The organism is Cryptosporangium aurantiacum (genome assembly GCF_900143005.1).
Lineage (GTDB): Bacteria > Actinomycetota > Actinomycetes > Mycobacteriales > Cryptosporangiaceae > Cryptosporangium > Cryptosporangium aurantiacum.
Window position 1 is genome coordinate 327,740 of record NZ_FRCS01000006.1, and the last position, 25,719, is coordinate 353,458.

A 25,719-nucleotide genomic window follows, 5' to 3' on the forward strand; every position below is an offset into this window, starting at 1 on the left:
CGGCAGCGCGCCGTGGAAGGATGACACCCATGGCGCAGCACGCCCGACCGGGACGGCCGAGGCACACGTCGGCGTCGACCGTCCCGGCCGATGCCTCCTCGGCCGGCACGGCGCGCGAGCAGATCCTCGACGCCGCTGCGGCGCTCTTCGCCGAGCACGGCTTCGCCGCCACCACGACGCGCATGATCGCCGAACGGGTCGGCGTCCGCCAGGCCTCGCTCTACTACCACTTCGCCGGCAAGGACGAGTTGCTCATCGAGCTGCTCACCACGTCGGTGCGGCCGAGCCTGGAAGCCGTCCGGGGCATCGAGTCGCTCGTCCCGGACACCGCGAGCGCCGCCGCGGCGCTCTACCTGCTGGCCAGCGTGGACGTCGAGACCCTCAGCCGCACGCCGCACAACATCGGGACGCTATACCTCCTCCCCGAGGTGCAGCAGGAGCGATACGACTCCTTCCGCATCGAACGCCAGGAGCTGCAGGAGATCTACGGTCGCCTGGGGTTCCGGGCAGCGCGGGCGGAGATCCGTGCCGCTATCGCCGAACCGCGCCTCGGCGAGCTCCTCATCCAAGTCGCCGAGGTGGTCATCCAGATCCGCCGCACGCGCCGTCCGGACGCCCCGGATGCGGACGCCGTCGCCTCCTCCTGCCTGCGGCTGTGCGGCTGCTCCGACGCGGCGATCGACGAGGCGCGGTCGGACGCCCGCTCGCTGCTCGTCGGAGCGTGAGCCGCAACCGTCGTCAGCCGGTCGGGGTGCGACCGATCTCATCGCTCCGCTCCGCCAAATCCCTTCGCCTGCTCGCCGCCACGGACGGCGAGCAGAGTGCGGCCGTCGGCGCTGCGCTCGGATTGCCTACCGGACTTGCGGCTCTCCCACTGCTCAGCGGCGTTGTGTGGGCCACGGCGGGTGTCGCGGTTTACGCCGTGGGAATCGGCGTGGTCCGCGGGTGTGGTACCGCCAGTTCGCGACCGGCCGGTTCGTCCAGGTGTGCGCGCTGCCGTTCACCGTGACCGTCGCGGTTTCGGTCCCGCGCGACGCGGTACCTCGCCACCGCCCGCCGTAACAACCCCGCCGCACGGCTCGTCCGGGTCGCCGCCACCGCCCTCGAGACGCCCGACCGGCCGGACGCAGGCACCACCCTCGAGAGACCTACCCCGGCCTAGCGGCGGAGGCCAGCCCGGGTTCGGAAGGCCCGGCGGACCGTCAGCGTGGCGCACTCAACTCCGAACATCCGACCATGCCGCGCTGGGTCGTCAGGTCAGCCACAGCTCAGGTCGACTCGGTGTCAGCGGGGGCTTGCATCCGCCTCTGCGTCGGCATTCAGGAAGCCAGCCGAGTTCGAGTCGGGCCGGGTGCGCCTCATCATGGCCCGCGGGATTCCGCCGGCACGGCTTGAGGGTTGATGGGACGGAGCCGTCGGGGACGCGCCCGCCCGGTCCTGATCGCTCTCCGGACGCCGGCGAGGGCCGGTCTTCCGGCGGAGAAGGAGCCGGAAGAGATACCTCTTGGGGTAGACGCGCCGGGTCACGCCCGGACGGCACAGTGACAGGTGTGATTAGTGCCGTGCTGCCGCCGGTGATCGGCGGAATCCTGCTGGGTGTTCTGGACTTCGTCTGGATCAAGGTCGTCCCGTTCCCGCTCGGTGGGCTAGGCAACTCCAGCGCGGTGTGGGCGGTCGCAGCCTTCGGCTTCGCCTACCGGCAGCGACGCGGGCGGCGGGCCGGAGTGCTCGGCTCCGTCGTCCTCCTCGTCGTGGCGGTGCCGAGCTACTACCTAGCGGCGGTCGTCGTCCAGGGTGACGACGTCTCGACCCTGTGGGACCCGCTCTGGACCGCGGTCGCGGTGCTGGCCGGCGTCGTCTTCGGCGGCGCCGGGACCGCCGCGCGCACGCCCGGCCGCTGGCGGCTCCCGGCGCTCGCCGTCCCGTCCGCGGTGCTATTCGCGGAGGCGGCGGTGCTGGCGGCGCGGCTGGGCGAGCCGTCCTACGAGACCGGCGACATCCTCGGGCAGGCACTCGTCGAGTTCGCGCTCGGCGTGCTCTTTGTGCTGCTGCTCCGGGTGAAGTGGCGACGGCGGTGGGCGGCGCTGGCAATCGCGGCACCGGTGGCGGTGGCGGGGTTCGGACTGTTCCGGCTCACCGGGTTCGCCCGATCCCTAGTCACCACTGCGGCATCTGCCGCCGGCACATGGAAAGCGCATTGGGCACACTGCCATCCCGGCTACCGATGCCGCCACGGCCACACCAGCGCCCGACGCAAACCCGCCGGACACCCGAAGAACCTCTACCTCCGCCAAGACCACATACTCGATCGCATCGCCGCGTCGCTGCCCAAGTCGCGGCGGAATACCAGCAAGATGTCACCGACCCACACGCCGCTGCGAAATTACTTCGAGCCGCCGGAGCCCGCGTTATCTGTGGTCGGGACCGCGCGTCAATCATCCCGGAGACCTATTCACTCCTGAGCGGAGCGGACGATCGGCCGAACGAATGAGACGCAGCCACCGACGCCGAGCCTCGACGCACTGCGCTCCGCGTGGGCCTACTGGCGACCACGCTGCTCGGACGGGTGTCTGAAGACCAGCCTTCCCACGCGCCGCCGCTGCTCCTCCTCCGCGGCATCCTCCATGGGTTGGAGTTTCTCCTGGATGAAGACGGCGAGCAGTAGGAAGAACTCGGCTCCGATGACGATGAGCGCTATCCACACCGGCACACTCATCCACCAAGGCACCGGCGCCCCCATAGCCAGGGCGATGAAGCAGGACAACTCGCCGATCGCCGTGACGTAGATGGGCACGAACATGTAGATGATCCGGAAGAGGCGGTATTCCGCGACGGCACCTTCGCCACTCGCAGCATCGCCGGTGCTGATCATCAGCCCCAGCACGTTCCCTTCGATAATCATCGCCAGGAGCATCACTGGAATTACCTGTGCCGCGGTCGAAAAGAAGTCGACATCCACAAGGTGACGATCCTATAGCTGGGAGTGTCTGGAAGGCCGCCGCAACAGGATGAGGTCCCGGTCTAGTGCTGGTTGGCCTTCTCGTACTCCTCCTGCGGGAGGGGCTCCAGCCACGTGGTGGGGTCCCCGCCGTCGGGAAGCGCCTCGGTGATCGCGAGGTGGCTCATGAACGTGTCGCTTGTCGCGCCGTGCCAGTGGTCCTCGTCCGGCGGGCAGACGACTGTCTCACCGGCGTGGATGCGCAGCACGCTTCCGTCGCGGATGCCGACCAGGCCGACGCCTTCGGTGACGTGCAGGGTCTGACCCACTCCGTGGCGATGCCAGTTGGTCCGGGCGCCGGGGGTGAAGCGCACCAGCGCGACGGTCAGGTGCGAGGGCAGCGTGCCGAAGAAGATCGGCGTCATGTAGACGTCGCCGGTGAAGTTCGACGCCGGGGTCTTCACAGTGGGACGGACGGGTAGCAGTTCCATCGGTACTCCTCAGCGGGGATCGAGTCGGAGGGTCGTGGCGCGGGCCTGCGGCGCGACCATCGCGTCGACGTAGCCCGGCCCGTAACGGCCGTACTTACTGCGGTAGACCGCGTCGAGGTGGTCCTGTACGGCGTCGTCCTCGAGGACCTCGGTGAACGCCACCTCGGCGTCGACGCCGCCGACGCTGATGCGCCCCTCGTGATGCAACTGGGCACCGCGGTACCAGCCACCCGAGGCTCCACGGTACGAGCGCACGTACAGGCCGTCGCCGTGCCGGACGACCCAGATAGGGACCGGCCGCCGGGGTCTGCCGTCCGACCGTGGCGCGCTGATCTGCAGTTCGTCGGCGTCGCCGATCCGGTCGAGTTGATCGGTGGTCCAGGACGTCACTGTTGGGTCTCCTTCGCGAGCGTGCGGGTCGCAGGGCGGGCGATGACGAGGAGGCCGAGCAGGGACAGGGCTGCTCCGGCGACCACGAGCAGCGCCATCGGCACCGCGGTGTGCTCGCCGCCGAGCCCGGCGATCGGCGCGATCAGCCCGGCCGCGCCCCACTGCACACAGCCGAGTACCGCCGAGCCGGTGCCCGGATGCTCCGGTACCTCGCCCGACGCGAGCGCTCCCCCGTTCGGCACGACCAGGCCCTGCGCGACCATGATCACCAGGAAACAGATGATCGCCACCAGTAGTGGTGTACCGAACCACACCGCGCCGATCAGCATCGCCACACCGGCGGCGGCCAACGCCACCAACCCGACCAGGACGACCTTACGCGTGGCGACCCGGCCGGCCAGCCGAGCCGCGACGAGCGCGGCCACCGTCATACCCGCGGCGTTCGCCGCGAAATCGACCGAGTACGCGGTCGGCGACAGGCCGTTCATCGACTGCAGCACGAACGCCGACGTTGCGACGTAGGCGAACAACGCACCCATCGACGCCCCGGTCACCAGCAGATAGCCCACGTACCGGCGCTGCCCGAGAACCTCCCGCCCGGCCATCGCGAATGCCCGCAGGCCCCCGCTGTGCCGCTTCTCCGGCGGCAGTGACTCCGGCACCGCGGCGAGCACCGCGAGCGTCATCACGACGCCGAGGACCGCGACGGCCCAGAACGAGACCCGCCAGTGCGACAGCTGCAGAATCACCGCGCCGATCAGCGGCCCGACCACCGGAGCGACGCCGCCCACCGCGGCGATCACGTTCAGCACCCGCACCAGACGCACCCCGGTCGCGAGATCGACGATGACTGCCCGGCCGATCACCATCGCCCAGCCACCGCTGAAGCCCTGCACGAACCGCGCCGCCATCATCACCCCGATCGAGGGGGTCAGCGCGCACACCACCGAGGCGACGCTCATCAGCAGCAGGGCGCCGATCAGCGGGAGCCGCCGCCCGCGCTGGTCGGAGACCGGCCCTCCGATCAGCTGGCCCAGCGCCATGCCGACGAAGAACGTCGTCAGCGTCAGCTGCACCTGCGTCGCGGTCGCGGACAGATCATCCGCGACCTGGGGAAACGCCGGAACGTACAGGTCGGTCGCCAGCGGCGCGATCGCGGTCAGGAACACGACCGTGGCGACCAGGCCGGACGTCATCCGGGCTCGACGCGTCGCGAGCCCGGGAGCGGGTGCGCGCACGGACATCAGATCGCCTCGACGGTGACCTGACCCTGCTCGAGGCGATCCAACCGGTCCATGCCGGCTTCGACCGTGCCGAGCGTGATCAGGTTGTCGTCAACGCCGCCGGTGGCGTTGTAGTAGAAGCCGAGGTTGCCCCAGGGCTTGTAGTAGATGAGCGTGCCGTTCCTCGGAGCGCTGCCCGGCGAACCCTCGGTGGTGAGCCGCTCGGGCAGATAGCTGATCTTCTCCCGGCCGCCGAACTCCTCGAAGGTCAGCGTCAGCGGCAGCTTCGAGAGCAGATCCCGGCTCGTCGGGTTGTCGTTCATGCGGACGACGACCTCGGCTCCCCCGCTAGAGAACCGCACCCGACTCGCCGCCACCGGAACCCCCTCAGTCGTCGCTCGCGCCGTCGTGAGTGGTGAACTCGGTCGAGCCGGATCCGACGGACCGGCACAACCGATCACCGCGAGAAGCGAGACTGCACCCAGCACTCCGACGCGTCGCCTTCTCACGGCGAGAACCTCCTTGGATGTCGAACACAGCCGAGTCAACCCGAACGGCGCCCGGGGTGGGAGTCACTGACGAGGGGTGTACTCAGAGGGCATCCCTCCCGCCGATCGACGCCCGTACGGTTGATGACGTGGACAATCGCGCAGAGGTCCGCGAGTTCCTGATCTCTCGCCGGGCCAAGATGACACCGCAGCGTGCGGGCCTGCCCGCCGTCGGCAATCGGCGGGTGCCCGGGTTGCGCCGCAGTGAGGTCGCCGCACTCGCCGGGGTGAGCGTCGAGTACTACGCCAAGCTCGAGCGTGGCGCTCTCGGCGGCGTCTCCGCCTCGGTGCTCGACGCGCTCGCCCGAGCACTGCAACTCGACGACGCCGAACGCGCGCACCTGTTCCGCCTCGCGCACGCCGCCGACGGCACCAGCGCCGGCATGCGGCCGCGGCGGCGTCCCTCGAAGCGCTGGCAGGCGCCTCCCACCCTGCAGTGGGTGCTGGACAGGTTCACGGCTCCAGCGATCGTCCGCAACGGCCGGATGGATCTGCTGGCCGTCAACGAGCTCGGTCGTGCCATGCACTCCGCGCTCTACGAGAGCCAGTCGAGCGAGCAGCCGAACTTCGCCCGCTACACGTTCCTCGACGAGGACTCCCACCGCTTCTACCCGAACTGGGAGACGGCCGCCGACATCTGCGTCACGATCCTGCGCACCGAAGCCGGTCGGGACCCGTTCAACAAAGAACTCCACGACCTCGTCGGCGAGTTGTCCACCCGCAGCGACGACTTCCGCCGCCGGTGGAGCAGCCACGACGTCCGCGCCCACGGCGCCGGCACCAAACAGTTCCACCATCAGGTGGTCGGCGAGCTCGACCTCGCCTACGAGAGCGTCGACATGGTCTCCGAGCCCGGGCTCACGCTCACCCTCTACGCCGCCGAACCCGGCTCTACGTCCGCGCAGAGGCTGGACCTGCTTGCCTCGTGGACGACGCGCTCGGCCGTGCCTTCGTAATTCATCCAAGGAGCAGAACAAATGCGTGGTGCAGTGATGTACGCCCCCGGTGACGTCCGGGTCGAGGACCGCCCGGATCCGCGAATCGAGCAGCCCACCGATGCGATCATCCGGCTGACGGCGACGTGTGTGTGCGGCTCGGACCTGTGGCCCTACCGGGGCGTCGAGAAACTCGAAGGCCCGACGCCGATGGGACACGAGTACGTCGGGATCGTGGAGGAGGTCGGCAACGAGGTCACCGCGCTCAAGCCCGGCCAGTTCGTCGTCGGGTCGTTCTGGGCCTCCGACAACACCTGTGCGAACTGCCGGAACGGGTACCAGTCCGGCTGCATTCACCGCGTCCTGATGGGCACGATCGGCACCCAGTCGGAGTACGCGCGGATCCCCCTCGCGGACGGGACTCTCGTCGCCACGCCCGAGGTTCCGTCCGCGGAGCTGATCCCGTCGTACCTGGCGGCCTCGGATGTCCTGGGCACCGGCTGGTTCGGCGTCGTCGCCGCAGAAGCCGGCCCCGGCAAAACCGTGGCCGTCGTCGGTGACGGCGCGGTCGGCCTGCTCGCGATCCTCGCGGCCAAACAGCTCGGCGCGGAGCGGATCATCGCGTTCAGCCGCCACGCCGACCGGCAGAAACTCGCCACCGAGTTCGGCGCCACCGACATCGTCACCGAACGCGGCGACGAGGGCGTGGCCCGCATCAAGGACCTCACCGACGGGCTCGGCGCCCATTCGGTCGTCGAAGCCGTCGGCACGCAGGAGTCGATGCTGCAGGCCATGCACTCCACCCGCCCCGGTGGGAACGTCGGCTTCGTCGGCGTCGCACACGACGTCAACCTGCCCGGCATGGACCTGTTCATGTCGCTGGTCCGCTTGCACGGCGGGCCCGCCCCGGTCCGACGTTTCCTGCCCGACCTGCTCGACCTGATCGGCAACCGCACGATCGACCCCGGCAAGGTCTTCGACCTCGACCTCCCCCTCGAGCAGGCCGCAGAAGGCTACAAAGCCATGGACGAACGCCGCGCGATCAAGACCCTGCTCCGCCCCTGACCCTCAGAACGTCAGAATCTGGCGGCCGCGCAGTTTTCCCTGCTCGAGCCGTTGGTGGGCGGCCACGGCGTCGTCGGCCGGGTAGACCTCGGCCACACGCGTCGTCAGCTCGCCGCGCTCGACCATCCGCGCCAGTCGCTCGATCGCGTCGTGCCGGGTGGCCGACCTCATGACGTAGGAGTGGAACGGCGTGATCCCGCGGTCCGGCCGGACGTCGGTGGGCAGGTAAAACGCGATCTGCCCGCCGTCCCGGACCGCCGGAAGCACCGCGTCGGTGAGGATCGCGCCGTCCCCGAGGGCGTCGGCCCCGCGGCCGTCAGTGACGTCCAGGACGTCGCCGACGAACTCGGCGCCCCGGCGGACGACGTGCGTCGCTCCGAGACCGCGCACGAGCTTCTCGTCGTCCGCCGCCGCGTCAGCGATGACCACCAGGCCGCGGGCGGCGCCCAGCTCCACCAGATAGCCGCCCACCGCTCCGGCGGCGCCGGTGACGGCGAGCGTCGATCCGGACGGTAGGGCCAGCGCTTCGAGCGTCAGCTCCGCGGTCAGCGCGTTGGACAGGAATGACGCCCCGGCGACGAAATCGACGTTCGAGGGCATCCGAGTGACCGACAGCGAGGGGAGCACGATGTATTCGCTGTATCCGCCGTGGCTGCCGGAGGGCACCACGAACCCGATCACCGCGTCGCCCACCGCGAGGTCGAAGCCGTCGGGCTGGTCGGGCCCGATCGCGTCGATCGTTCCCGCGACGTCCATGCCGGTGACCAGCGGGTGCCGGTCGTCCGCCACCATTCCGTCGAACAACCCGAGGCGGATGATCGCGTCGACCGGGTTGACCGAGGCGGCGCGGACGCGGATGCGCACCTCACCGGCGCCGGCGGTCGGGTCCGGCAGTTCGAGGGTTTCGAGCACCTCGGGCGCTCCGTGGCGGGTGAAGCCGATCGCTTTCATTGCTTCTCCTTCAGCTGCTCCAGGAGCAACGTGTCGGCGGTCTGGTCGAGCCGGGTGATCGTGCCGTCCGCGATGGTCCACAGGTGGGTGAACCGCACGTCGGCGGAGCGTCCGGAGGGGCCGGTGGCGGCATAGTGGCCGAGGACGGTCACGTGGCCCGCACCGTCGGCGAAGAACTGCTCCGGTCGTGCGATGACCGGAGAGAACTCCTGCCCGACCCGGGCGAGGAATTCCAGCACCGCGTCGAGGCCGCGGTAGACGGTGCCGTGGGGCCAGCCGGGTGTGATGTCCCAGACGACGTCCTGGGACATCACCCCGTCGATCACGGCGCGGTCACCGCGGGCGCCGTAGAAGCGCTGTACCAGCGCAATCTCGTCGGAATTGGTCATGGCACCAGCATCGGCACGAGGCGGGCATCGCGGCAGGGGAGGAATTTGTCCTAGTCATCGCGGTGCGGGGGAGAAATTTCTCCCCTGAACGAAGCCGCCCGACGGTGTGAACCTGGGACGTGTCGCACCGGTGTCCGGCAACCCAGAGGAGTGAGGCTGACCGCATGGCTCGCGACACGAACCTGAACGAGTTGGGCGAGTTCCTCCGCGCGCGGCGCGCCGAGGTCTCCCCCGCCGATGCGGGGCTGCCCGACGGCGGTAAGGGGCGCCGGGTCGCCGGACTCCGGCGTGAGGAGGTGGCCGTGCTCTCCGCGATCAGCACCGACTACTACACCCGCATCGAGCAGGGCCGTATCCAGGCCTCCGAACCGGTGCTCGCGGAGATCGCCCGGGTCCTACGGCTCGATGAGGATCAACGCGAGTATCTGTACGAGCTCGCCGGCAAGCAGACCCGGCGGCCACGCCGTCTCACCCGGCAGAGGGTGGATCCGCAGCTGCAGCGACTGCTCGACGACCTGCCGACGACGCCGGCCTTCGTCATCGGACGGCGGACGGACATCCTGGCCTGGAACGCGATGGGCGCCGCGCTCATCACCGACTTCGGCAAGATCCCGGAGAAGCACCGGACGTTCATCCGGCTGCTGTTCACCGACCCGGCGATGCGCCGCCTCTACGCCGACTGGGAAGGCATCACCCGGCTGGCCATAGCCCAGCTGCGCATGCACAGCGTCCACCACCCGGACGACCCTCGCCTGGCCGCCCTGGTCGGCGAGCTGTCCGTCGCCGACCCCCAGTTCCGCCAATGGTGGGCCAGCCATCAGGTGGCCGCGCGCGGCACCGGCGTCAAACACCTGCACCATCCCGTGGTCGGCGATCTGACCCTGGACTGGAACACCCTGACCTGCGCAACCGACCCGGACCAGCAAATCATCGTCTGGACCGCAGAGGCCGGAAGCCCGTCACACGACGGTCTGCGCCTGCTCGCGTCCTGGGCCGCCGACGCGGCCCGGGCGACCGCCGAGCACACCGGAAGCGGCGCCTCACCGAGCGCCGGTATTTCCTGAACACGAGAGAGAACCGAGACATGCGCCAAGCAGTCATGCACGCCCCGGGCGACGTCCGCGTCGAGCAGCGCGACCGGCCCACCATCCTCAAGCCCACCGATGCGGTGATCCGCGTGGCGGCCGCCTGCGTGTGCGGGTCGGACCTGTGGCCCTACCGGGGCATCGAGCCGGTCAACGGGCCCACCGCGATGGGCCACGAATACGTGGGCATCGTCGAGGAGGTGGGCAGCGAGGTCCGGGACATCACACCGGGCCAGTTCGTCGTCGGCTCGTTCTTCACGTCCGACAACACCTGCGAGATCTGCCGGGCCGGCTACCAGAGCCGCTGCCCGCACCTGGAGTTCATCATCGACGAGACCGGCGGCGCACAGGCCGAGTTCCTGCGCGTGCCGTGGGCGGACGGCACGCTGGTCGCCACCCCGGAACTGCCGTCCGACGACCTGATCCCGAGCCTGCTGGCCGCCTCCGACGTCCTCGGCACCGGATGGTTCGGTGCGGTCGCCGCCGAGGTCGGCCCCGGCAAGACGGTGGCCGTCGTCGGTGACGGCGCGGTCGGCCTGCTCGGCGTGCTCGCCGCCAAGCAGCTGGGCGCCGAACGGATCATCGCGATGAGTCGCCACACCGACCGGCAGAAGCTCGCCCTCGAGTTCGGCGCGACCGACATCGTGACCGAGCGCGGTGACGAGGGCGTGGCGAAGATCAAGGAGCTGACCGGCGGGTACGGTGCCCACTCCGTGATCGAAGCGGTCGGCACGCAGGAGTCGATGATGCAGGCGATCCGCTCGGCCCGTCCCGGTGGCCACGTCGGCTACGTCGGCGTCGCGCACGGCGTCGCGCTGCCCGGCGAGGAGCTGTTCTTCTCCGGCGTGCACTTGCACGGCGGTCCGGCCCCCGTCCGGCGGTTCCTGCCCGACCTGATCGACCTGATCGTCAAGCGGGAGATCAACCCGGGCAAGGTCTTCGACCTGGAGCTGTCGCTGGACGAGGCCGCGGAGGGCTACCGGGCGATGGACGAGCGTCGCGCCGTCAAGGCCCTGCTCCGGCCCTGATCCGGCAGCGGGCCGGTGACTCCTCGGGACTACCGGCCCGCCCGAGCCGCAGATCACCGCCCCGGGCGCCGGACGGGAACGGTGACGGAGACCGGATCGCATCCCTGCGCTGTGGCGGTGATGGTGACATCGCCCGGTGCGTGCCCGGCCCGCAGCACGGCGAGCGCGCGTCCTCGATACGTCGAGTGACTGGTGCCGGTGAACGCCTCGGCGGTGATCGGCTGAGCGCTCCCGAAGCCGAGCAGCGTCGCCGCGCCGTCCACGTGCAAATCGACGAGACGGTCAGCGAGCGGCTTCACGCGGCCGTCGTCGTCGGTCAGGCTGATCGGCACGTACAGCAGATCGCTGCCGTCGGCGATCAACCCCTCGGTCTCCGGTTCCAGCCGTAACCGAAGGATTTCCGACGTGCTGCGCAACACGTCCCGGCCGATCTCCGTGCCGGTCTCGTCGTAGGCGATCGCGGCGAGCTCGCCGGGACGGTAAACCACCGTGAACCTCCCGGTGAACGCCTGCTGCGCGCCGATCGATGCGCTACCCACGACAGCACCGTTGAGCACCAGATCGACGCGAGCGGCATCGGCGTAGACCTCGACGGTCGCCGCAGTGCCCTCGAAGCCCTCCCAGCTCCAGCTGTGCACGACGTTGCCGCTCCGCCAGCTGTTACTCACGCGTTTGCGCCCGCTGTGCTGGACTTCGTGGACGGCGATGTAGGGGTCGGTCCGGAGGCGCCAGGCGACCTGATTGAGGTACGCCTGCGGCTGCGCGAACCCGGTGATGTCGATGACCGGCTCACCGGCGAGCAGCGCCGGATAGGGCTTGAACAACCGGCGGGGCTGGTCGTACTCGATAGCCGCGATGCCGGCCTCTCCGACGTAGTCCCAACCGGTCCACGCGAACTCGCCGAGCACCTGGGGAAGCGCCTCGATCTCGCGCCAGACCCGGGCGGTGTCCGGCGGGTTGGTCTCGGTGCCGACGATGAGCCGATCGGGATACCGCTGCGTGTCCTTGCGGTACCGGCCGGCCATGTAGTTGTAGCCGGCGACGTCGAGCGCGGCGAACGCGTCACGAGTCCGCCGGTCGACCCGGGGCAGGCGGACCAGGTGGGGCAACACCTTCTCCAGCACACCCATGACGTGGTTGAGGACGACGATGAGGTTCTTTCCGAAGCTCTCACCCCTCGCGCGTGCCGCCTCCGCCTTCCTGGCCACCTTCTCGTCGTTCATCGACGCGATGAGGTTGAGGAAACCGTTGATGCCGTTGGTCACCAGCCGGGTCGGGTCGAGGTCACGCGCACGGCCGGCCATGGCCTGACTGAGCCGGACGCCCCGGGGCGTCGCCGTCTCCGCGATCTCGTTGCCGATCGAGTACATGATCACGGACGGATGGTTGACGTCTTTCAAGATCATCGCCTCGAGGTCGCGCTCCCACCATTCCTCGAAGTCCAGTCCGTAGTCGAACGGCTGCTTCGTCCGCCACCAGACGTCGGTCAGCTCGTCCATGACTAGGACGCCGAGCCGGTCGCAGGCCCGCAGCGTGGCCCGGGAAACCGGATTGTGGGCGCTACGGATCGCGTTGTAGCCACTCTCCTTGAGGATCCGGACGCGCCGGTGTTCGGCGGCGTCCAGCGTGTGTGCCCCGATCGGGCCGTTGTCGTGGTGGATGCACGCGCCCCGGAGCTTGACCGGAACTCCGTTGAGGCGAAGTCCGTGGCGCGAATCGGCCGTCAGCGTCCGGATCCCGAACTCGGCGGCCGCCTCGTCGAGCAGCTCCTCGCCGCCGAGCAGCCGGACAGTGCCGGTGTGGAGGTGCGGTGTCTCGGGCGACCAGAGCGCGGCGCCCACGATCGCGGCGGTCTGCCGCACGGTCGTCGACTCCCCCGGGGCGAGCCTGATCCGCTCCATGACCGGCCCGACACGGGCGCCGGACGGAAGAACCAGCACGGTCGAGATCGTCACGGAACGCGCTACCGCGCCGTCGTTGACGATGCGCGTCGCGATCCCGACCGTCGCGCTGCCGTCCTGTACGGCCTCGGTCGTGAAGCGCGGACCCTCCGGTGCGATGTGAGCCTGCGGTCCGACGAGGAGGTGCACCGGGCGGTAGATCCCGCTCCCGGAGTACCAGCGACTGTTGGGCAGCCGGTCGTTGTGCGCCACTACCTCCAGCACGTTGTCCGTACCGAACTCCAGACCACCGTGCAGCGGCACGGTGAACTCCGCGTACCCGGACGGCCGCCCGCCGATCAGCCGCCCGTTGAGAAAGACCTCCGAACGGAGGTAGACGCCTTCGAACTCCACTAGGACGTGCTGGTCACGCCACTCCTCCGGCGCGACGAACGTCTTCGAGTACCGATAGACACCGCCCGGGAAGAAGCCCGTGTGGAAACCGTTCGGGGTCCGCGCGTTCCGAGGCTCGAACAGCATGGCGTCGTACGGCACGGTCACCGGACCGACCGGCGCGCCGGAGGAAGCCTCCTCGGCGACGAACCACCCCTCGTTGAACGACGTACGGCGCATGCCTTCTCCATTCCCGGTCGGGAATAATTCCCGACCGGGAATGCTAGATTGGCCTTCGACCGCCGTCAAGGAACGCGAGGCTGAATGGCGACCACCGAACCGACCGCTCGACGCCGCGCCGGATCGCGCGCCGGCTTGGATCGCGAGCGGATCCTGATGGCGGCGCGCGGCATGGATCCCGATTCGCTGACGATGCAGGCAGTCGCCGACCGGCTGGGCGTCGACCGGAAGGCACTGCACTACCACGTGTCCGATCGGGCCGGTCTCCTGCGGCTCGTCGCGGCCGACCGCTTCGAGACCCACTTCCTCGCGGCGGCCGCCGACCTGGCGGGCGAGTGGCGAGAGGCCCTGGTCAGCTACGCGAAGGCCATCCGGACCGGACTGATCGCCATGGGTACGCTCGTGGATTTCTTCCGGTTCGACCCCGCCCCGGATTACCCGTCGTTCGCGCCCGTCGAGACACTCCTCCGCCGGATGATCGACGCGGGGTTCAGCGCACGACAGGCCGGACGGGCGCTGATCCTGGTCACCGGCGTAGCCATGATGAGCGCCCGGGACGAAGTGCTGCAGGCCACCGACGAGGGCCATCCCCAGCTACCCGAACTGCGTAGAGCGCTCGGCACCGACGCGACCACGTCGTACCCGACGCTGCGCGCACTCGCGCAGGAGGAGTCGGGGCTCTACGACGACGGCCAATTCGAGTTCGACCTACGCGTCCTCATCCGCGGTCTGGAGGGCGAAATCGGCCAGGAGTGACCAGGAAGTGGCCACCGGATCCGGACCGCAGCTCAGCTGCGATCCACCCCGAGGTCGAGTGCCAGCTGGAACATGCGCACCGCTAAGTGCAGCCGGAGCGCGGGCTCCGGCTCCTGCCAGTCCTCGCCGATCAGGGTGCCGATCCGGCCCAGCCGCTTCAGCAGGGTATTGGGGTGCACGTGGAGCGCGGCGGATGTCCGGGTGAGGTTGCCGGAGCACTGGAAGTATGCGGCCAGCGTCTTGATCAGTTCGGCATTGCGCGAGGCGTCGTAGTCGATCAGCGCGCCGAGGGTGTCGTCGAGGAACCGGTTGAGATCCGCGGTCCGGTCCGGGTCGAACACCATGCCGTACATCGCGAGGTCCTGCGTCGTCGCCCACCGGTCCCACGACCCGAGCCGCGTCAGGATCTGGGCACAACGCCGCGCGACCGTGAAGGCATGCGCCCATGGCTCGGGCGGAAGGACGTCGGTACCGACGACGAGGGAGCCGATGCCGAGCTCCGCCCTGAGCTGATCATGGATCTCCTTGGTCGCCACCCCCGCGTCGCGCCCTGGCAGAACCAGCGTAGCCATCCCCCGGTGGTCTCCGGCCAGCCCGTGCCACTGCTCCGCCACTCGGTCGAGATGGCGCCGGATTCGGACACGATGCCGCGCCGTCGCCTCGACCACCAGGAGAACAGTGAGCTCGCCGAGGTCCACTCCCCGCGCGCGTGCCCGATCGACGAGATCCTGCGTCGGTCGCTGAGCCGAGGTGAGAAGCGCGGTGAGCAACTCGCCCCGCACCCCTGTTTCCGCCTCCACGACCGCGTCCCGGGTGAGCGTGATCAGGCCGATGATCTGCGCCGCGTGCTCCAAGCAGCGCAGATCGACGGCGGTCAGCGACCGGTCGTGGGCCAGGACCAGGCCGCCGAAGTACGACTGGCACCCCGACACGGCCACGACGCTGGCCCGCCTGCCGTCGCCGAGCCCGGACGTCACGCACCGTCCGGTCCTCCGGGTCTGCTCCATGGCGCAGGCTAGGATTCCCGTGCTGTCGAACCTGGGGGGCGCTGCGCCGTCCGCGCGCGCGAAGTCCGCGACGTCGATGTGGCCGCTCACCGCGACCACCTGATCGTCCCGGTCGAGAACGGCGACGCCCATGCCCAGTTCGGCGGCGAGCATCTCGGCGGCGGCGCTCGTGTCCCCGCCCGACAGGACCAGCCGCGTCAGCGATTCGTGCAGGGAGGCCGACCGCTCCATGGCCCGCAGCGTCTCGACCGGGTCTTCGTCCATGAACGCTCTTTTCGACCACCGACGCTGGTGTGGAAAACCACCACCACTATGGCCGAGCCGGTGAAGTTTTCGCTGCTTGTTGGCCCTACTCGCCGTCGATAACTTCCGTGTCGACGGCCAACGTAGGTCAGGGAGCGAACATGTCATCACCATTGTCCCGACGGCGCTTACTCGTGCTGGGCGGGTCCCTGGCCGGCGGCAGCGTGCTCGCCGCGTGCACGCGCGGAGAAGGTAGTTCCTCGGCCGGCTCGAACGGCGGCCCGCTGAAGTTCTGGGACATGCTGTGGGGCACCGGAACGGCGTACCGCAATGAGGCGCAGCGTCTGGTCGGTACTTACCAGGGCGACGCGAAGGTCACCTACCAGTCCCTTCCGTGGGCCAACTTCGTGCAGACCTTCTCGTCGGCGATCGCCTCCAACACCGGTCCCGCCGTGAGCTCCGGCGGTGGCTTCCAGGCGCTGCAGTTTTTCACCCAGGACGCGATCGCCCCCGCGGACAACCTGGTGAAGAAGCTCAAGACCCAGGACTTCATCCCGGAGACCATCGAGTTCCTGAAGTACCAGGGCACCTATTTCGCGGTTCCCTGGTTCATCGACGCCCGGGTGCTCTTCTACCGCAAAGCACTGCTGGAGAAGGCGGGCGCCGCGGTACCGACCGACTGGCCGAGCCTGCGGACGGCGTGCGTCGCCCTCCGCCGCATCGGCGTCTCCGGCTTCGGCATGGCCGCCAGTCCCACGGTGACGACGGGATCGCAACAGATCCTGTCGCTGATGTTCAACAACGGCGGTCACTTGTTCACCGCCGACGGCAAGCCGGACGTCGTCACCGACCGCAACATCGAGACGGTGGAGTTCCTCAAGGAACTGGTGTCCATCGGCGCGATCGACAAGCGCTACGTCAGCTACACCAACGACAACCTCCAGGGCGACATCGCCTCTGGGAAGGTCGGCATGCTGTTCGCGCCACCCAGCTGGCAGGCCCAGTTCCCGGACGCCGTCCGCAGCGACATGCTGGTCGCCAGCCCGCTCACCGCTCCGCACGGCGACAAGGGCACCTGGTACGCCATCAACAACCTGATGATGTACAAGAACACGCCGGACCAGGAGGAATCCGAGGAGTTCCTCGGCTGGTACCTGGACAACATCAAGACGTACTGGCAGAACGGCGTCCTCCCGGCTGTGCCGGTCCGGCAGAGCATCGTCGACCTGGCCGAGTACCAGGGCAACGCGAACAACCTGAAGATCTCCAAGGAGTGGGTGCCGGTCGGCAAGACCTATGCCGCCGACTCGAAGGAACCCTTCCCCCAGCTGAACGCCGTCGACGGTGGGCAGGCGCTCTCACGGTTCGCGCAGCAGGTAGTGCAGGGAACGGGGAACGCACGGGCTCTCCTCACGACCCTGCAGCAGGGTTTGGAAGAGGTCGTCAAATAGATGGCGGAGCACACGGCGCTCGCGGCCGCCCCCCGAGCCGCGGTCCGACGCGCACCATCACCCGGCGGGCGACGTGGCCGCGGCCGCGGCCGCGAGCGGGGGCTGACGTTCACCGCCATGCTCGCGCCCTCGCTGATCCTGGTCGGACTGATCAACGCGTACCCGCTCGTCTACGGAGCGATCGAGTCGACGCACGCCGGGACGCTGATCGCCGGTGGACCGTACGTCGGTATCGACAACTACACCCAGGTGCTCTCCGACCCCCGGTTCTGGGCAGCAGCCCGTTTCACGGCGCTCTTCACGGTGGTCGGGGTGCTCGGCAGCTGGGCCGTCGGCCTCGGCCTCGCGCTGCTGCTCCGCAGTGATGTCCCGGGCCGGTCGTACTTCCGGGTGCTTCTCCTGCTGCCCTGGGTGGTCCCGGTGGTGGTGTCGTCGATGAGCTGGATCTGGCTGTCGAACACCTACGACAGCCCACTACCGACGCTCGCCCGAGCGCTCGGCTTCGGGGACGTCCTGTTCCTGAGCGATCCGACGCTGGCGGTGGTCACCGTCTTCGCGTTCAAGATCTGGATCAGCTTCCCGTTCATGATGATGACCTCCGGCGCGTCGCTGGAGGCCGTGGACCACACGCTCTACGAGGCGGCCAGCGTCGACGGCGCCTCGAAGTTCCAGCAGTTCGTTCACATCACGCTGCCGATGATCGCGAAGACCACGTTCGTCAGCTGGGTACTGATGACGATCTTCTGCGTCAACGACTTCCCGACGATCTTCCTGCTGACCGGCGGGGGCCCGGTGGACGCGACCACCTCGCTGATCGTCTACGCGTACCGGCTGACGTTCCAGAACTTCCAGCTGGGCCCCGGCCTCGCCGTCGCGCTCCTGATGACCGCCGCGCTGACGGTGGTCTCGGTGATCCTCTACCGCCAGATCCGGAGGGCCCAATGATCCGCTGGGTGCGATTCGGGGCGCTGACCGTCATCACCGCCGTCGTGCTGGTGCCGCTCGTCGCCGTCGTCGCCCTGGCGCTGCAGCCACGGACCGGCGTGGGGCACGGAGGGCTGACGCTAGACTCGATGCGTTACGTCCTCGCCGAGACCGCGTCGTTGACCTGGCTGCGCAACAGTCTGGTCGCGGCCGGGCTCACGACGCTCGCGGCCGTGCTCGTCGCGGCGCCCGCCGGGTACGTGCTCTCCCGTGGGCGCGGCAAGGTGGTCTCCGGCTACTCCCTGCTGCTGTTCAGCATCCAGTCGTTCCCGCACGTCATCCTCGTCATCCCGCTCTTCGTCATGTTCGCCTCGCTCGGGCTGATCGACTCGGTCACGGGGCTGACCCTGGTGTACATCGCGGCGGCGCTTCCGGTGGCCTGTTGGATGATGGCCGCCTACATCGACAGCATTCCCGTCTCCCTGGAGGAGGCCGCCTGGATCGACGGGTGCTCGGTCTTCGGCAGCTTCTGGCGGGTGGTCGTCCGCAACTCGCTGCCCGGGCTCCTGTCCACGGCGATCTTCAGCTTCCTGATCGCTTGGAACGACTACCTGGTCGCGCTGGTCTTCCTCCGCAGCAGCGATTCGATGACGCTGCCGATCGGGCTCCAGTCCTTCTTCCAGCAGGACACCACGAACTGGGGACCGGTCATGAGCGTCGCGGTGATCATGCTGCTGCCACCGGTCCTGGTCTTCGCGGCGCTCAACCGGTACTTCAGCGTGGGGGGCATCGGTGGCGCGCTCGCCGGCCAGTAGTGACATCACCTTCCCGCCCGGCTTTGTCTGGGGCGCCGCGACCGCGTCCTACCAGATCGAGGGCGCCGCTCACGAGGACGGCCGCGGCCCCTCGATCTGGGACACCTTCAGCCACACGCCGGGAGCGGTCGTCGACGGGCACACCGGCGACGTGGCCTGCGACCACTACCACCGGTACTCCGACGACGTGGCGTTGATGGCCGAGGTCGGCCTGCAGGCCTACCGGTTCTCGGTGGCCTGGCCCCGCATCCAGCCGGACGGATCCGGCCCGATCAACCCGGCCGGGCTGGACTTCTACGACCGACTCGTGGACGAGCTCCGCGGCCACGACATCGAACCGGTGATCACGCTCTATCACTGGGACCTTCCGCAGGCACTCGAAGACCGTGGCGGGTGGACCGACCGGGACACGGCCCACCGCCTGGCCGAGTACGCCGAAGCGGTCCACGCGCGCCTCGGCGACCGCGTCGACGTCTGGACCACGCTGAACGAACCGTGGTGCGCGGCGTTCCTCGGCTACGCCGCCGGCGTGCACGCTCCTGGACGCACCGATCCGGCGGCGGCTTTCGCCGCCGCCCACCACCTCAACCTGGGGCACGGTCTCACCGTGCGCGCGCTGCGCGCAGCCGGCGCGTCCACGCTCGGCGTCACGGTCAACCCCGCGCTCGTGCTCCCCACCGAGCCGGCCGACGCCGGGCACGCCGACGCTGTGCGCCTCGTTGACGGCTTGCGCAACCGCATCTTCCTCGACCCGATGCTGCGCGGTGAGTACTCCGAGGACGTGCTCGAGCACATCGAGCGGTTCACCGAGCCCACGTTCATCCACGACGGTGACGCCGCGACCATCGGTGCGCCGATCGAACTGCTCGGCGTCAACTACTACCGCCCCACCCACGTCGCCGCTGGCGCCGCCGGCCCGGCAAGCCCTGCCTACCCCGGCACCGAGCGGGTGGAGTTCCGGCCCGACGCCGCGCCCCATACGGACATGGGCTGGGCGATCGAGCCCGACGGTCTACGTCAACTGCTGGAGAAGCTGAGCCGCGACTACCCCGGCACGCCGCTCTACGTCACCGAGAACGGTGCGGCCTACCCGACCGGGCCGGATGCCGATTCCCGTGTTCCCGACGCCGAACGGATCCGCTACCTCGACGCGCACCTCCGGGCCGCCCACCAGGCCCTCACCAACGGCGTCGACCTGCGCGGCTACTTCGTGTGGTCGCTGCTGGACAACTTCGAGTGGGCGGAGGGCTACTCGAAGCGCTTCGGCCTGGTCTACGTCGACTACCGCACCCAACGCCGGGTGCTGAAGGACAGCGCGCTGTGGTACGAGCAGGTCGTTCGTCGGAACGGGCTCCCGAAATTAGCCACCTAGCCTGTCTACTTCCTCACGATTCGGATGCTCTCACCACTCAACTACCCGGATAGAATGACAGCCAGACTGTCTTTTGAATGAGGGTGGAGCGAAGTGGATCCCCGCGTCGACCAACTGCGTCATGACCTCGCACTGTTCGCCAGAGGGATCCGCGGCCACCGGGAAGGCCACCAGCTCACTGCCTCTCAGCTGCAGGTGCTCGGCCTCCTCGACGCGTACGGTCCGCTGAACGCCCGCGACCTGGCCGCGCGGGAGCGGGTCGCACCGCAATCCATGGCGAAGACCGTCAAGAGTCTCGAGGCGGCGAGCCTGGTCACGCGATGCCTCGATCCGGCCGATGCGCGCGCTTTCCTGATCGAGATCACCGACGAAGGCCGGACGACCCTCGTCAACGACCGTGTGGTCCGGAACCGGTGGCTGGAAGCGGCGCTGGCGGAGCGTTGTACCGAGGCCGAGCGCGAGGTCCTCTACATCGCCGGACGACTGTTGCGCTCGCTGTCCGAGTCACCGGTCCGGGCCGACGCGCGCGCGGAGGCCGACACCCGTGGCTGACACGATGACCCGCCCGGGTGACACGCGACTGCCGTGGCGCACTGGTGGGGCTCTGGTCTCGGGCAGCGTCCTGCAACCCTTGAACTCGTCGATGATCGCGCTGGCGATCGTGAGCCTGACGGCCGACTTCGGGGCGTCGGACCTCATGCCGTGGGTCATCGCGGCGATGTACATCGCGACCGCGGTCGCCGCCCCCGTCTCCGGGCGGTTGGGAGCGCTGCTCGGGCCGCGGCGCGTCTACCTGGCTGGGCTCGGCCTGATCCTGGCCGGATCGGCACTCGGCCTGCTCGCACCGAGCCTGGCTTGGGTGGTCGTCTCCCGGGTGATCGTCGGGCTGGGCACGGCCACGCAGTACCCCAACGCCGTCGCACTGGTGCGCCGCTACGCCCGCAGGCGCCACGTCCGGACCGGCGGGATTCTGGGCCTGCTCGCCATCGGCGCGCAGGTGACCGTGGCCTTCGGTCCGACGCTGGGTGGCCTGCTGGTCGGCCTGCTCGGCTGGCAAGCGGTGATGTGGATCAACGTTCCCGTCGTAGTCGCCAGCGCGCTGCTCGTCGGAGTGTTCGTGGACCGGGACGACCCCGTCACCGTCACCCGTCGCGAGCTGCCTCCCGCCTTCGATCTGCCCGGCATCGGGCTGTTCCTCGGGTGGGTCGTCTCGTTGATGATGTTCCTGCTGTCCGCGGTGGACGAACCGCAGTGGTGGCTGCTCGGCGTCTTCGTCGTCTGTGCCGTCCTGTTCGTCCAGCGGGAGCGGCACACCGCCAGCCCGTTCCTCGACGTATCCGCGCTGGTCCGCAACCGGGCGCTCTTCGCAACGCTGATCCGCACTCTGCTCACGTACGTAGCGTTCTACGCCGTCTACTTCGGCTTCCCGCAGTGGATGCAGGCCGCGCGCGGTCTCAGTCCGGCGCAGGCCGGGCTGATGATGTTCCCGCTCGCCGCCATCGGTGTGGTCTGCAGCCTGGTCGCCACCCGGACCTGCCGGATCGCGGGCCCACGCCGGGTACTGGTCGGCGGCACGGCGGCGATGATCGCCGGAGGTGTCATCATCGCCTTCGCCGCCGGCTCGCGCGTTCCCGCGCTGCTCGTGCTCGTGGCCGTCGTGGCGGGCATTCCGAGCGGCTTCAACAACATCGGCAACCAGACCGTCGTCGACCGGGCGACCCCCGACGGCGACGTCGGAACCGCGATGGGGCTGTATCGCACGACGCAATTCATCGGGGCCAACTTCGCCGCTGTCGCCCTCGACGTTCTCGTCGGCCCCGATGCCACCGACGCGGGCTTCGAACGGCTCGGTTGGTTCACCGCGGCCCTCGGCGTCCTGCTGCTCGCGGTGACGGTCGCGGCACGCAGCCTTCGTCCCGAACATCCCATATAATATTTTGGTCGACGGATATTCAGGAGGTCAGGTGACGTCAGCCAGCATCGTCGGACGCGCCGGTTCGCGGCGTCAGGGGCTTCCCGACGAGGTAGCGACGTACGTCCGCGAGCTCATCCTCTCCGGCCAGGTCCGTCCGGGCGAGTTCATCCGGATGGACGGGATCGCCGAGGCCGTCGGCGTGAGCAACACCCCAGTGCGGGAAGGGCTGCTCAAGCTGTCCAATGAGGGGTGGCTCGTCCTCGAGCCTCGCCGCGGCTTCGTCGTCGCCGAGTTCTCCGCTCAGGACGTCCAAGACCTGTTCTGGGCCCAAGCCCAGCTCGCGGGAGAGCTGGCCGCGCGCACCGCGAAGGCGATCACACCGGATCGGCTCGAGCGCCTGAGCGAGCTGATCGAGCGACACGAGCAGGCCGTCACGTCTAACCAGGGCCCGGAAACGATCGACGCCCTGAATCACGCGTTCCACCGCGAGGTGAACCTGGGCGCGAACTCGCCCTACCTAGCACGGCTGCTGTCCTCGGTCGCTCAGAACTTCCCCAATCGCTTCTACTCCGAGATCGAGGGCCAGGTCCAGGCGTGCCGGGTCGAGCACCCGCTGATTCTGGACGCCTTGCGCCGGCGGAAGGCGCGAACGGCCCGCCAGATCATGCAGCAGCACATTCTGTCGCGTGGCACCTCGCTCGTCGCGATGCTCGAAGAACGCGGCATCTTCACCGCCGAACAGTAGGGCCGACGTGGATCTCGGTATCTCCGGCAAACGTGCGGTGGTCATCGGCGGCAGCGCCGGACTCGGTCTGAGCTGCGCCCGAGCGTTGGCTGCCGAGGGCGTCGGCCTGGTGCTGTTCGCCCGGAGCCGCGAACGCCTCGAACAGGTGCGCGCGGAACTCGGCGCGGCGGATGTCGTCGCCGGTGACCTGACCGTTCGAGCCGACGTGGCGCGGCTGGGCGACCACCTCCGCGCCACCGGTGGCTTCGACATCCTCGTGCTGAACACGCCGCGGCCACCGAGCCCGATGCGCGACTTCCTGGCCGAAGACGACGACAGCCGCTGGGACGAGGCCTATGTAAACCAGTTACAGGGGGCGCTCAACGTCTTGCGCGCGCTGGCTCCGCTGCTGGTCGGTCGCGGCTGGGGTCGGATCGTCGCCATCACGTCGGCGAGCGTCAAGCAACCGATGCCACGGCACGCGCTGTCCTCGATCTTCCGTGCCGGTGTGCAGGCGGCGCTCAAGCATCTCGTCGACGAGCTCGGCGCCCACGGCGTCACCGTGAACTCGGTGGCGCCGGCCACGGTCGTCACGCCGACGTTCGCCTCGTTCCACAACCTGGACGAGCGCATCCGCCAAACGCCGATGCAGCGCTCCGGCCGCCCGGAGGAGGTCGCGGCCACGGTGGCGTTCCTTGCCTCGGAGCCGGCCGGCTTCATCACCGGCCAGGTCGTGGCCGTGGACGGCGGAATCACCCGCTCACTGGTATGAGCGAAAAGTTCACCAGCCGGGCCATGGCCCGGACCGCCCGAACCGGCTCGGAGTAGGCCGGGACACCGGCCGCCAGCAGATCGCGGCGCGCCTGGCCGGTACCTCCCGTCCACACCACGAAAACCGGTTTGTCGGTGCTTTCGTGGAACCGGCGTAGTGCGGCGACGACCTCCTCGGCGACCTTGTCCGCGTTGCCGAAGACCGCGAGCACCGCGTCGGTCTCCTCGGAGTCACCCACCACCGTCAGCGTCCTGGACAGGATGGCGACGTCGTTGATCATCGCGCCGGTCACATCGATCGGATTGGCCGTGGAGCCGAAGTAGGGAAGGTTCTCCCCCACGATCGCGCGAGCGTCCTCCCGCCACGGTTCCACGACGAGACCCTCGTCCACGGCGGCATCGCACGCGAGCGCACCGGCTCCCCCGCTCAGCGTGACGATCGTGACGCGCCGTCCACGGGGCCGGCGACCGCGAGTCAGGGCCAGGGCGACGTCGGTCATGTCCTCCATGCTGGTGGCCCGGATCGCTCCGTGACGGGCCAGGACCTCCTCGAACTGCGGGTCGTCGCCCGGCGTGCTCGCCGTGTGGGCGGCGACAGCGCGAGCACCCGCCGCGGTACGCCCCGCCTTCAGCAGGACGAGGGGCTTGCCGGCGTCCGCGGCACGGCGGGCCAGTGCCTCGAGCGCACCCGCCTCGACAAGCCCCTCCAGGTGGCCGAGCAAGACGTCGACGTCATCGTGGCCGGCCAACGTGGTCAAGATCTCGACGACGCTGACGTCGGCCTGGTTGCCGGTGTTGGCGAAGTAGCGGACGCCCAAGCCAAGGCTCGTCATCGCGCTGTACGTGAAGGTCCCGACCGCACCGCTCTGGGACGCCAGCGCGATCGGTGCGTCGGGCCGTTCACCCTCCACGTCGAAGGCGGTCGAGAACGTGGCGAAGGCCCGGTCGGCCTCGGAGAACGAGCCCAGGCAGTTCGGGCCGATCAGCCGCAGCCCGGACCGAGCCGCGATCGCGACGAGCCGGTCCTGCAGCGCGACGCGTTCCGGGAGGCGCGTCTCGGCGAAGCCCGAGGCGAAGATGATCGCCGCTCCGGCGCCCGCCTCCGCGCATTCCGTTACTGCGGCCTCCACCGACTCGGCCGGAACCACGATCACGACGAGATCGATCGGGCCGGGCACCTCGCTCAGGGACGCGTGCGACGGCACGCCCTGCACCACGCTTCGCCGCGGGTTGATGGCGTGGATGCGGCCGGTGTAGCCGTAGCGCTTCAGGTAGTCCAGCGGGCGCCCCGACAGCTTGTCCGGATCGGACGAGGCGCCGTAAACCACCACGCTGCGCGGTGAGAAGAGCAATTCGTCGAGCGTCATGAGTCGCCGGTGGTGCGGAACTCGGGCTTGCGGCGCTCCCGGTGGGAGGCGACGCCTTCGACGACGTCCGGTCCGCTGAACCCGAGGAACTCCAGTCCGAGTGAGGCGTCGAACATCGCGCCGTTCTGGCGGTACCACTGGTTCAAGGAGTACTTGGTCCAGCGGATCGCGTCCTGCGCACCGGAGGCGAGCCCGGCGGCGATCTCGCGGGCGGTGTTCAGCAGTTCGTCCTTCGGTACTGAGAGCGAGACCAGCCCGGCCTGCTCGGCGTCGCGTCCGGAGATCTCTTTGCAGGTGAGAAGCCAGTACTTGGCCTTCGCCATGCCGCACAGCAGCGGCCAGATGACCGCGTGGTCGCCGGAGGCAACCCCGAGCCGGGTGTGCCCGTCGATGATCCGGGCGTCGTGGGCGGCGACGGAGATGTCCGCCATCAGTCCGACGACCAGCCCTGCCCCGACCGCGGGACCGTGGATGGCGGACACGATCGGCGTGTTGCAGTTGATCAGGTTGTAGAAGAGGTCCCGGGACTCCTTCATGATCCGCATGCGCAGGGCGTAGTCGGTGATCTGCCCCTCGATGATCTCGAAGCTGCCGCCGGCCGAGAACGCCTTGCCCTCGCCACGCACGACGACCGCCCGCACGTCGGGATCGCGGTCGATCACCGGCCAGATCGCCGGGATCTGCGCGTGGGTCTCGACGTCCACCGCGTTCAAGTTCGGTCCGTCGAACACCACCTCGAGCACGCCCGGAGCGGAGGACCCGAACGTCAGGCGGGTGAATTCCTTCTGGTATCGCTCGATCACAACTGCTCCTTGATC

General features: G+C 69.1%; 26 protein-coding genes. 15 read left to right on the forward strand and 11 right to left on the reverse strand.

Translation table 11 applies throughout. The annotated features are described in order from the left end of the window. Window positions 1-20: 20 nt before the first annotated feature. Window positions 21-725, forward strand: a complete 705-nt coding sequence (locus tag BUB75_RS21960) for a TetR/AcrR family transcriptional regulator (RefSeq protein ID WP_073259639.1) — start codon at window positions 21-23, stop codon at window positions 723-725. A gap of 825 nt (window positions 726-1,550) precedes the next feature. Then, a complete protein-coding gene (locus tag BUB75_RS44355; RefSeq protein ID WP_178379950.1) occupies window positions 1,551-2,462 on the forward strand; it encodes a DUF6518 family protein in 912 nt (303 codons plus the stop codon). A gap of 77 nt (window positions 2,463-2,539) precedes the next feature. Here the strand turns inward: BUB75_RS44355 and BUB75_RS21970 are convergent, their stop codons facing one another. The 5 genes from BUB75_RS21970 to BUB75_RS44360 form a co-directional block, all read right to left on the reverse strand. After that, the gene (locus BUB75_RS21970) at window positions 2,540-2,959 is read right to left on the reverse strand and encodes a hypothetical protein (RefSeq protein WP_073259641.1); all 420 of its coding nucleotides are present in this window, start codon (window positions 2,957-2,959) and stop codon (window positions 2,540-2,542) included. A gap of 62 nt (window positions 2,960-3,021) precedes the next feature. Beyond that, complete coding sequence (locus BUB75_RS21975; RefSeq protein ID WP_073259642.1) at window positions 3,022-3,429, reverse strand: (R)-mandelonitrile lyase; 408 nt, start codon at window positions 3,427-3,429, stop codon at window positions 3,022-3,024. A 9-nt stretch (window positions 3,430-3,438) separates the two neighbouring features. Further along, entirely contained in the window at window positions 3,439-3,819 is a 381-nt protein-coding gene (locus tag BUB75_RS21980; protein ID WP_073259643.1) for a DUF2255 family protein, read from the reverse strand. Next, window positions 3,816-5,063 (reverse strand): multidrug effflux MFS transporter, encoded by a 1,248-nt coding sequence (locus tag BUB75_RS21985; RefSeq protein WP_073259644.1) that lies wholly within the window; start codon window positions 5,061-5,063, stop codon window positions 3,816-3,818. Before BUB75_RS21985 ends, BUB75_RS21980 begins: the two co-directional genes overlap by 4 nt. Next, a complete protein-coding gene (locus BUB75_RS44360; RefSeq protein ID WP_143175348.1) occupies window positions 5,063-5,404 on the reverse strand; it encodes a cyclophilin-like fold protein in 342 nt (113 codons plus the stop codon). Before BUB75_RS44360 ends, BUB75_RS21985 begins: the two co-directional genes overlap by 1 nt. Before the next feature lie 275 nt (window positions 5,405-5,679). Between BUB75_RS44360 and BUB75_RS21995 the strand changes: the two genes are divergently transcribed. Together BUB75_RS21995 and BUB75_RS22000 are read left to right on the forward strand one after the other, a co-directional pair. Then, window positions 5,680-6,546 carry a helix-turn-helix transcriptional regulator gene (locus BUB75_RS21995; RefSeq protein ID WP_073259645.1) on the forward strand — a complete coding sequence of 289 codons (867 nt, stop codon included), beginning with the start codon at window positions 5,680-5,682 and terminating at the stop codon, window positions 6,544-6,546. Window positions 6,547-6,567: 21 nt separating this feature from the next. Then, window positions 6,568-7,590, forward strand: a complete 1,023-nt coding sequence (locus BUB75_RS22000; RefSeq protein ID WP_073259646.1) for a zinc-dependent alcohol dehydrogenase family protein — start codon at window positions 6,568-6,570, stop codon at window positions 7,588-7,590. A gap of 3 nt (window positions 7,591-7,593) precedes the next feature. On the opposite strand, the gene BUB75_RS22005 is transcribed toward BUB75_RS22000, so the two are convergent. Both BUB75_RS22005 and BUB75_RS22010 read right to left on the reverse strand, forming a co-directional pair. Beyond that, window positions 7,594-8,541, reverse strand: a complete 948-nt coding sequence (locus BUB75_RS22005) for an NADP-dependent oxidoreductase (protein ID WP_073259647.1) — start codon at window positions 8,539-8,541, stop codon at window positions 7,594-7,596. Continuing rightward, window positions 8,538-8,930 (reverse strand): nuclear transport factor 2 family protein, encoded by a 393-nt coding sequence (locus tag BUB75_RS22010; RefSeq protein WP_073259648.1) that lies wholly within the window; start codon window positions 8,928-8,930, stop codon window positions 8,538-8,540. Before BUB75_RS22010 ends, BUB75_RS22005 begins: the two co-directional genes overlap by 4 nt. A gap of 164 nt (window positions 8,931-9,094) precedes the next feature. On the opposite strand from BUB75_RS22010, the gene BUB75_RS22015 reads away from it, so the two are divergent. Together BUB75_RS22015 and BUB75_RS22020 are read left to right on the forward strand one after the other, a co-directional pair. Continuing rightward, window positions 9,095-9,994, forward strand: coding sequence for a helix-turn-helix transcriptional regulator (locus BUB75_RS22015; RefSeq protein ID WP_073259649.1), 900 nt, complete (start codon window positions 9,095-9,097; stop codon window positions 9,992-9,994). Window positions 9,995-10,014: 20 nt separating this feature from the next. After that, a complete protein-coding gene (locus BUB75_RS22020) occupies window positions 10,015-11,043 on the forward strand; it encodes a zinc-dependent alcohol dehydrogenase family protein (protein ID WP_073259650.1) in 1,029 nt (342 codons plus the stop codon). A gap of 53 nt (window positions 11,044-11,096) precedes the next feature. Here BUB75_RS22020 and BUB75_RS22025 read toward each other — a convergent pair whose 3' ends face one another. Further along, window positions 11,097-13,556 (reverse strand): glycoside hydrolase family 2 TIM barrel-domain containing protein, encoded by a 2,460-nt coding sequence (locus BUB75_RS22025; RefSeq protein WP_073259651.1) that lies wholly within the window; start codon window positions 13,554-13,556, stop codon window positions 11,097-11,099. A gap of 84 nt (window positions 13,557-13,640) precedes the next feature. On the opposite strand from BUB75_RS22025, the gene BUB75_RS22030 reads away from it, so the two are divergent. Continuing rightward, window positions 13,641-14,312, forward strand: a complete 672-nt coding sequence (locus BUB75_RS22030) for a TetR/AcrR family transcriptional regulator C-terminal domain-containing protein (RefSeq protein ID WP_073259652.1) — start codon at window positions 13,641-13,643, stop codon at window positions 14,310-14,312. A 32-nt stretch (window positions 14,313-14,344) separates the two neighbouring features. Here the strand turns inward: BUB75_RS22030 and BUB75_RS22035 are convergent, their stop codons facing one another. After that, complete coding sequence (locus BUB75_RS22035; protein ID WP_073259653.1) at window positions 14,345-15,583, reverse strand: PucR family transcriptional regulator; 1,239 nt, start codon at window positions 15,581-15,583, stop codon at window positions 14,345-14,347. A gap of 140 nt (window positions 15,584-15,723) precedes the next feature. On the opposite strand from BUB75_RS22035, the gene BUB75_RS22040 reads away from it, so the two are divergent. From BUB75_RS22040 to BUB75_RS22075, 8 genes are all read left to right on the forward strand, one after another. Next, a complete protein-coding gene (locus BUB75_RS22040) occupies window positions 15,724-17,013 on the forward strand; it encodes an ABC transporter substrate-binding protein (protein ID WP_073259654.1) in 1,290 nt (429 codons plus the stop codon). Then, entirely contained in the window at window positions 17,014-17,958 is a 945-nt protein-coding gene (locus BUB75_RS22045; protein WP_073259655.1) for a carbohydrate ABC transporter permease, read from the forward strand. Continuing rightward, entirely contained in the window at window positions 17,955-18,752 is a 798-nt protein-coding gene (locus BUB75_RS22050) for a carbohydrate ABC transporter permease (RefSeq protein ID WP_073259656.1), read from the forward strand. Before BUB75_RS22045 ends, BUB75_RS22050 begins: the two co-directional genes overlap by 4 nt. After that, on the forward strand, window positions 18,730-20,124 hold the full coding sequence (locus BUB75_RS22055; RefSeq protein WP_073259657.1) for a GH1 family beta-glucosidase: 1,395 nt from the start codon (window positions 18,730-18,732) through the stop codon (window positions 20,122-20,124). The genes BUB75_RS22050 and BUB75_RS22055 overlap by 23 nt, the downstream gene beginning before the upstream one ends. A gap of 93 nt (window positions 20,125-20,217) precedes the next feature. Beyond that, window positions 20,218-20,676 carry a MarR family winged helix-turn-helix transcriptional regulator gene (locus tag BUB75_RS22060; protein ID WP_073259658.1) on the forward strand — a complete coding sequence of 153 codons (459 nt, stop codon included), beginning with the start codon at window positions 20,218-20,220 and terminating at the stop codon, window positions 20,674-20,676. Next, the gene (locus BUB75_RS22065) at window positions 20,669-22,057 is read left to right on the forward strand and encodes an MFS transporter (protein ID WP_218617698.1); all 1,389 of its coding nucleotides are present in this window, start codon (window positions 20,669-20,671) and stop codon (window positions 22,055-22,057) included. Before BUB75_RS22060 ends, BUB75_RS22065 begins: the two co-directional genes overlap by 8 nt. A 31-nt stretch (window positions 22,058-22,088) precedes the next feature. After that, window positions 22,089-22,784: a GntR family transcriptional regulator gene (locus BUB75_RS22070; protein ID WP_073259659.1), complete on the forward strand. Its 696-nt coding sequence runs from the start codon at window positions 22,089-22,091 to the stop codon at window positions 22,782-22,784. Window positions 22,785-22,791: 7 nt separating this feature from the next. Beyond that, the gene (locus BUB75_RS22075) at window positions 22,792-23,535 is read left to right on the forward strand and encodes an SDR family oxidoreductase (protein WP_073259660.1); all 744 of its coding nucleotides are present in this window, start codon (window positions 22,792-22,794) and stop codon (window positions 23,533-23,535) included. Here the strand turns inward: BUB75_RS22075 and BUB75_RS22080 are convergent. Further along, entirely contained in the window at window positions 23,516-24,901 is a 1,386-nt protein-coding gene (locus tag BUB75_RS22080) for a CoA-binding protein (RefSeq protein ID WP_073259661.1), read from the reverse strand. The genes BUB75_RS22075 and BUB75_RS22080 overlap by 20 nt on opposite strands. Beyond that, window positions 24,898-25,701 (reverse strand): enoyl-CoA hydratase/isomerase family protein, encoded by an 804-nt coding sequence (locus BUB75_RS22085; protein ID WP_073259809.1) that lies wholly within the window; start codon window positions 25,699-25,701, stop codon window positions 24,898-24,900. The genes BUB75_RS22080 and BUB75_RS22085 overlap by 4 nt, the downstream gene beginning before the upstream one ends. Between the last annotated feature and the right edge of the window lie 18 nt (window positions 25,702-25,719).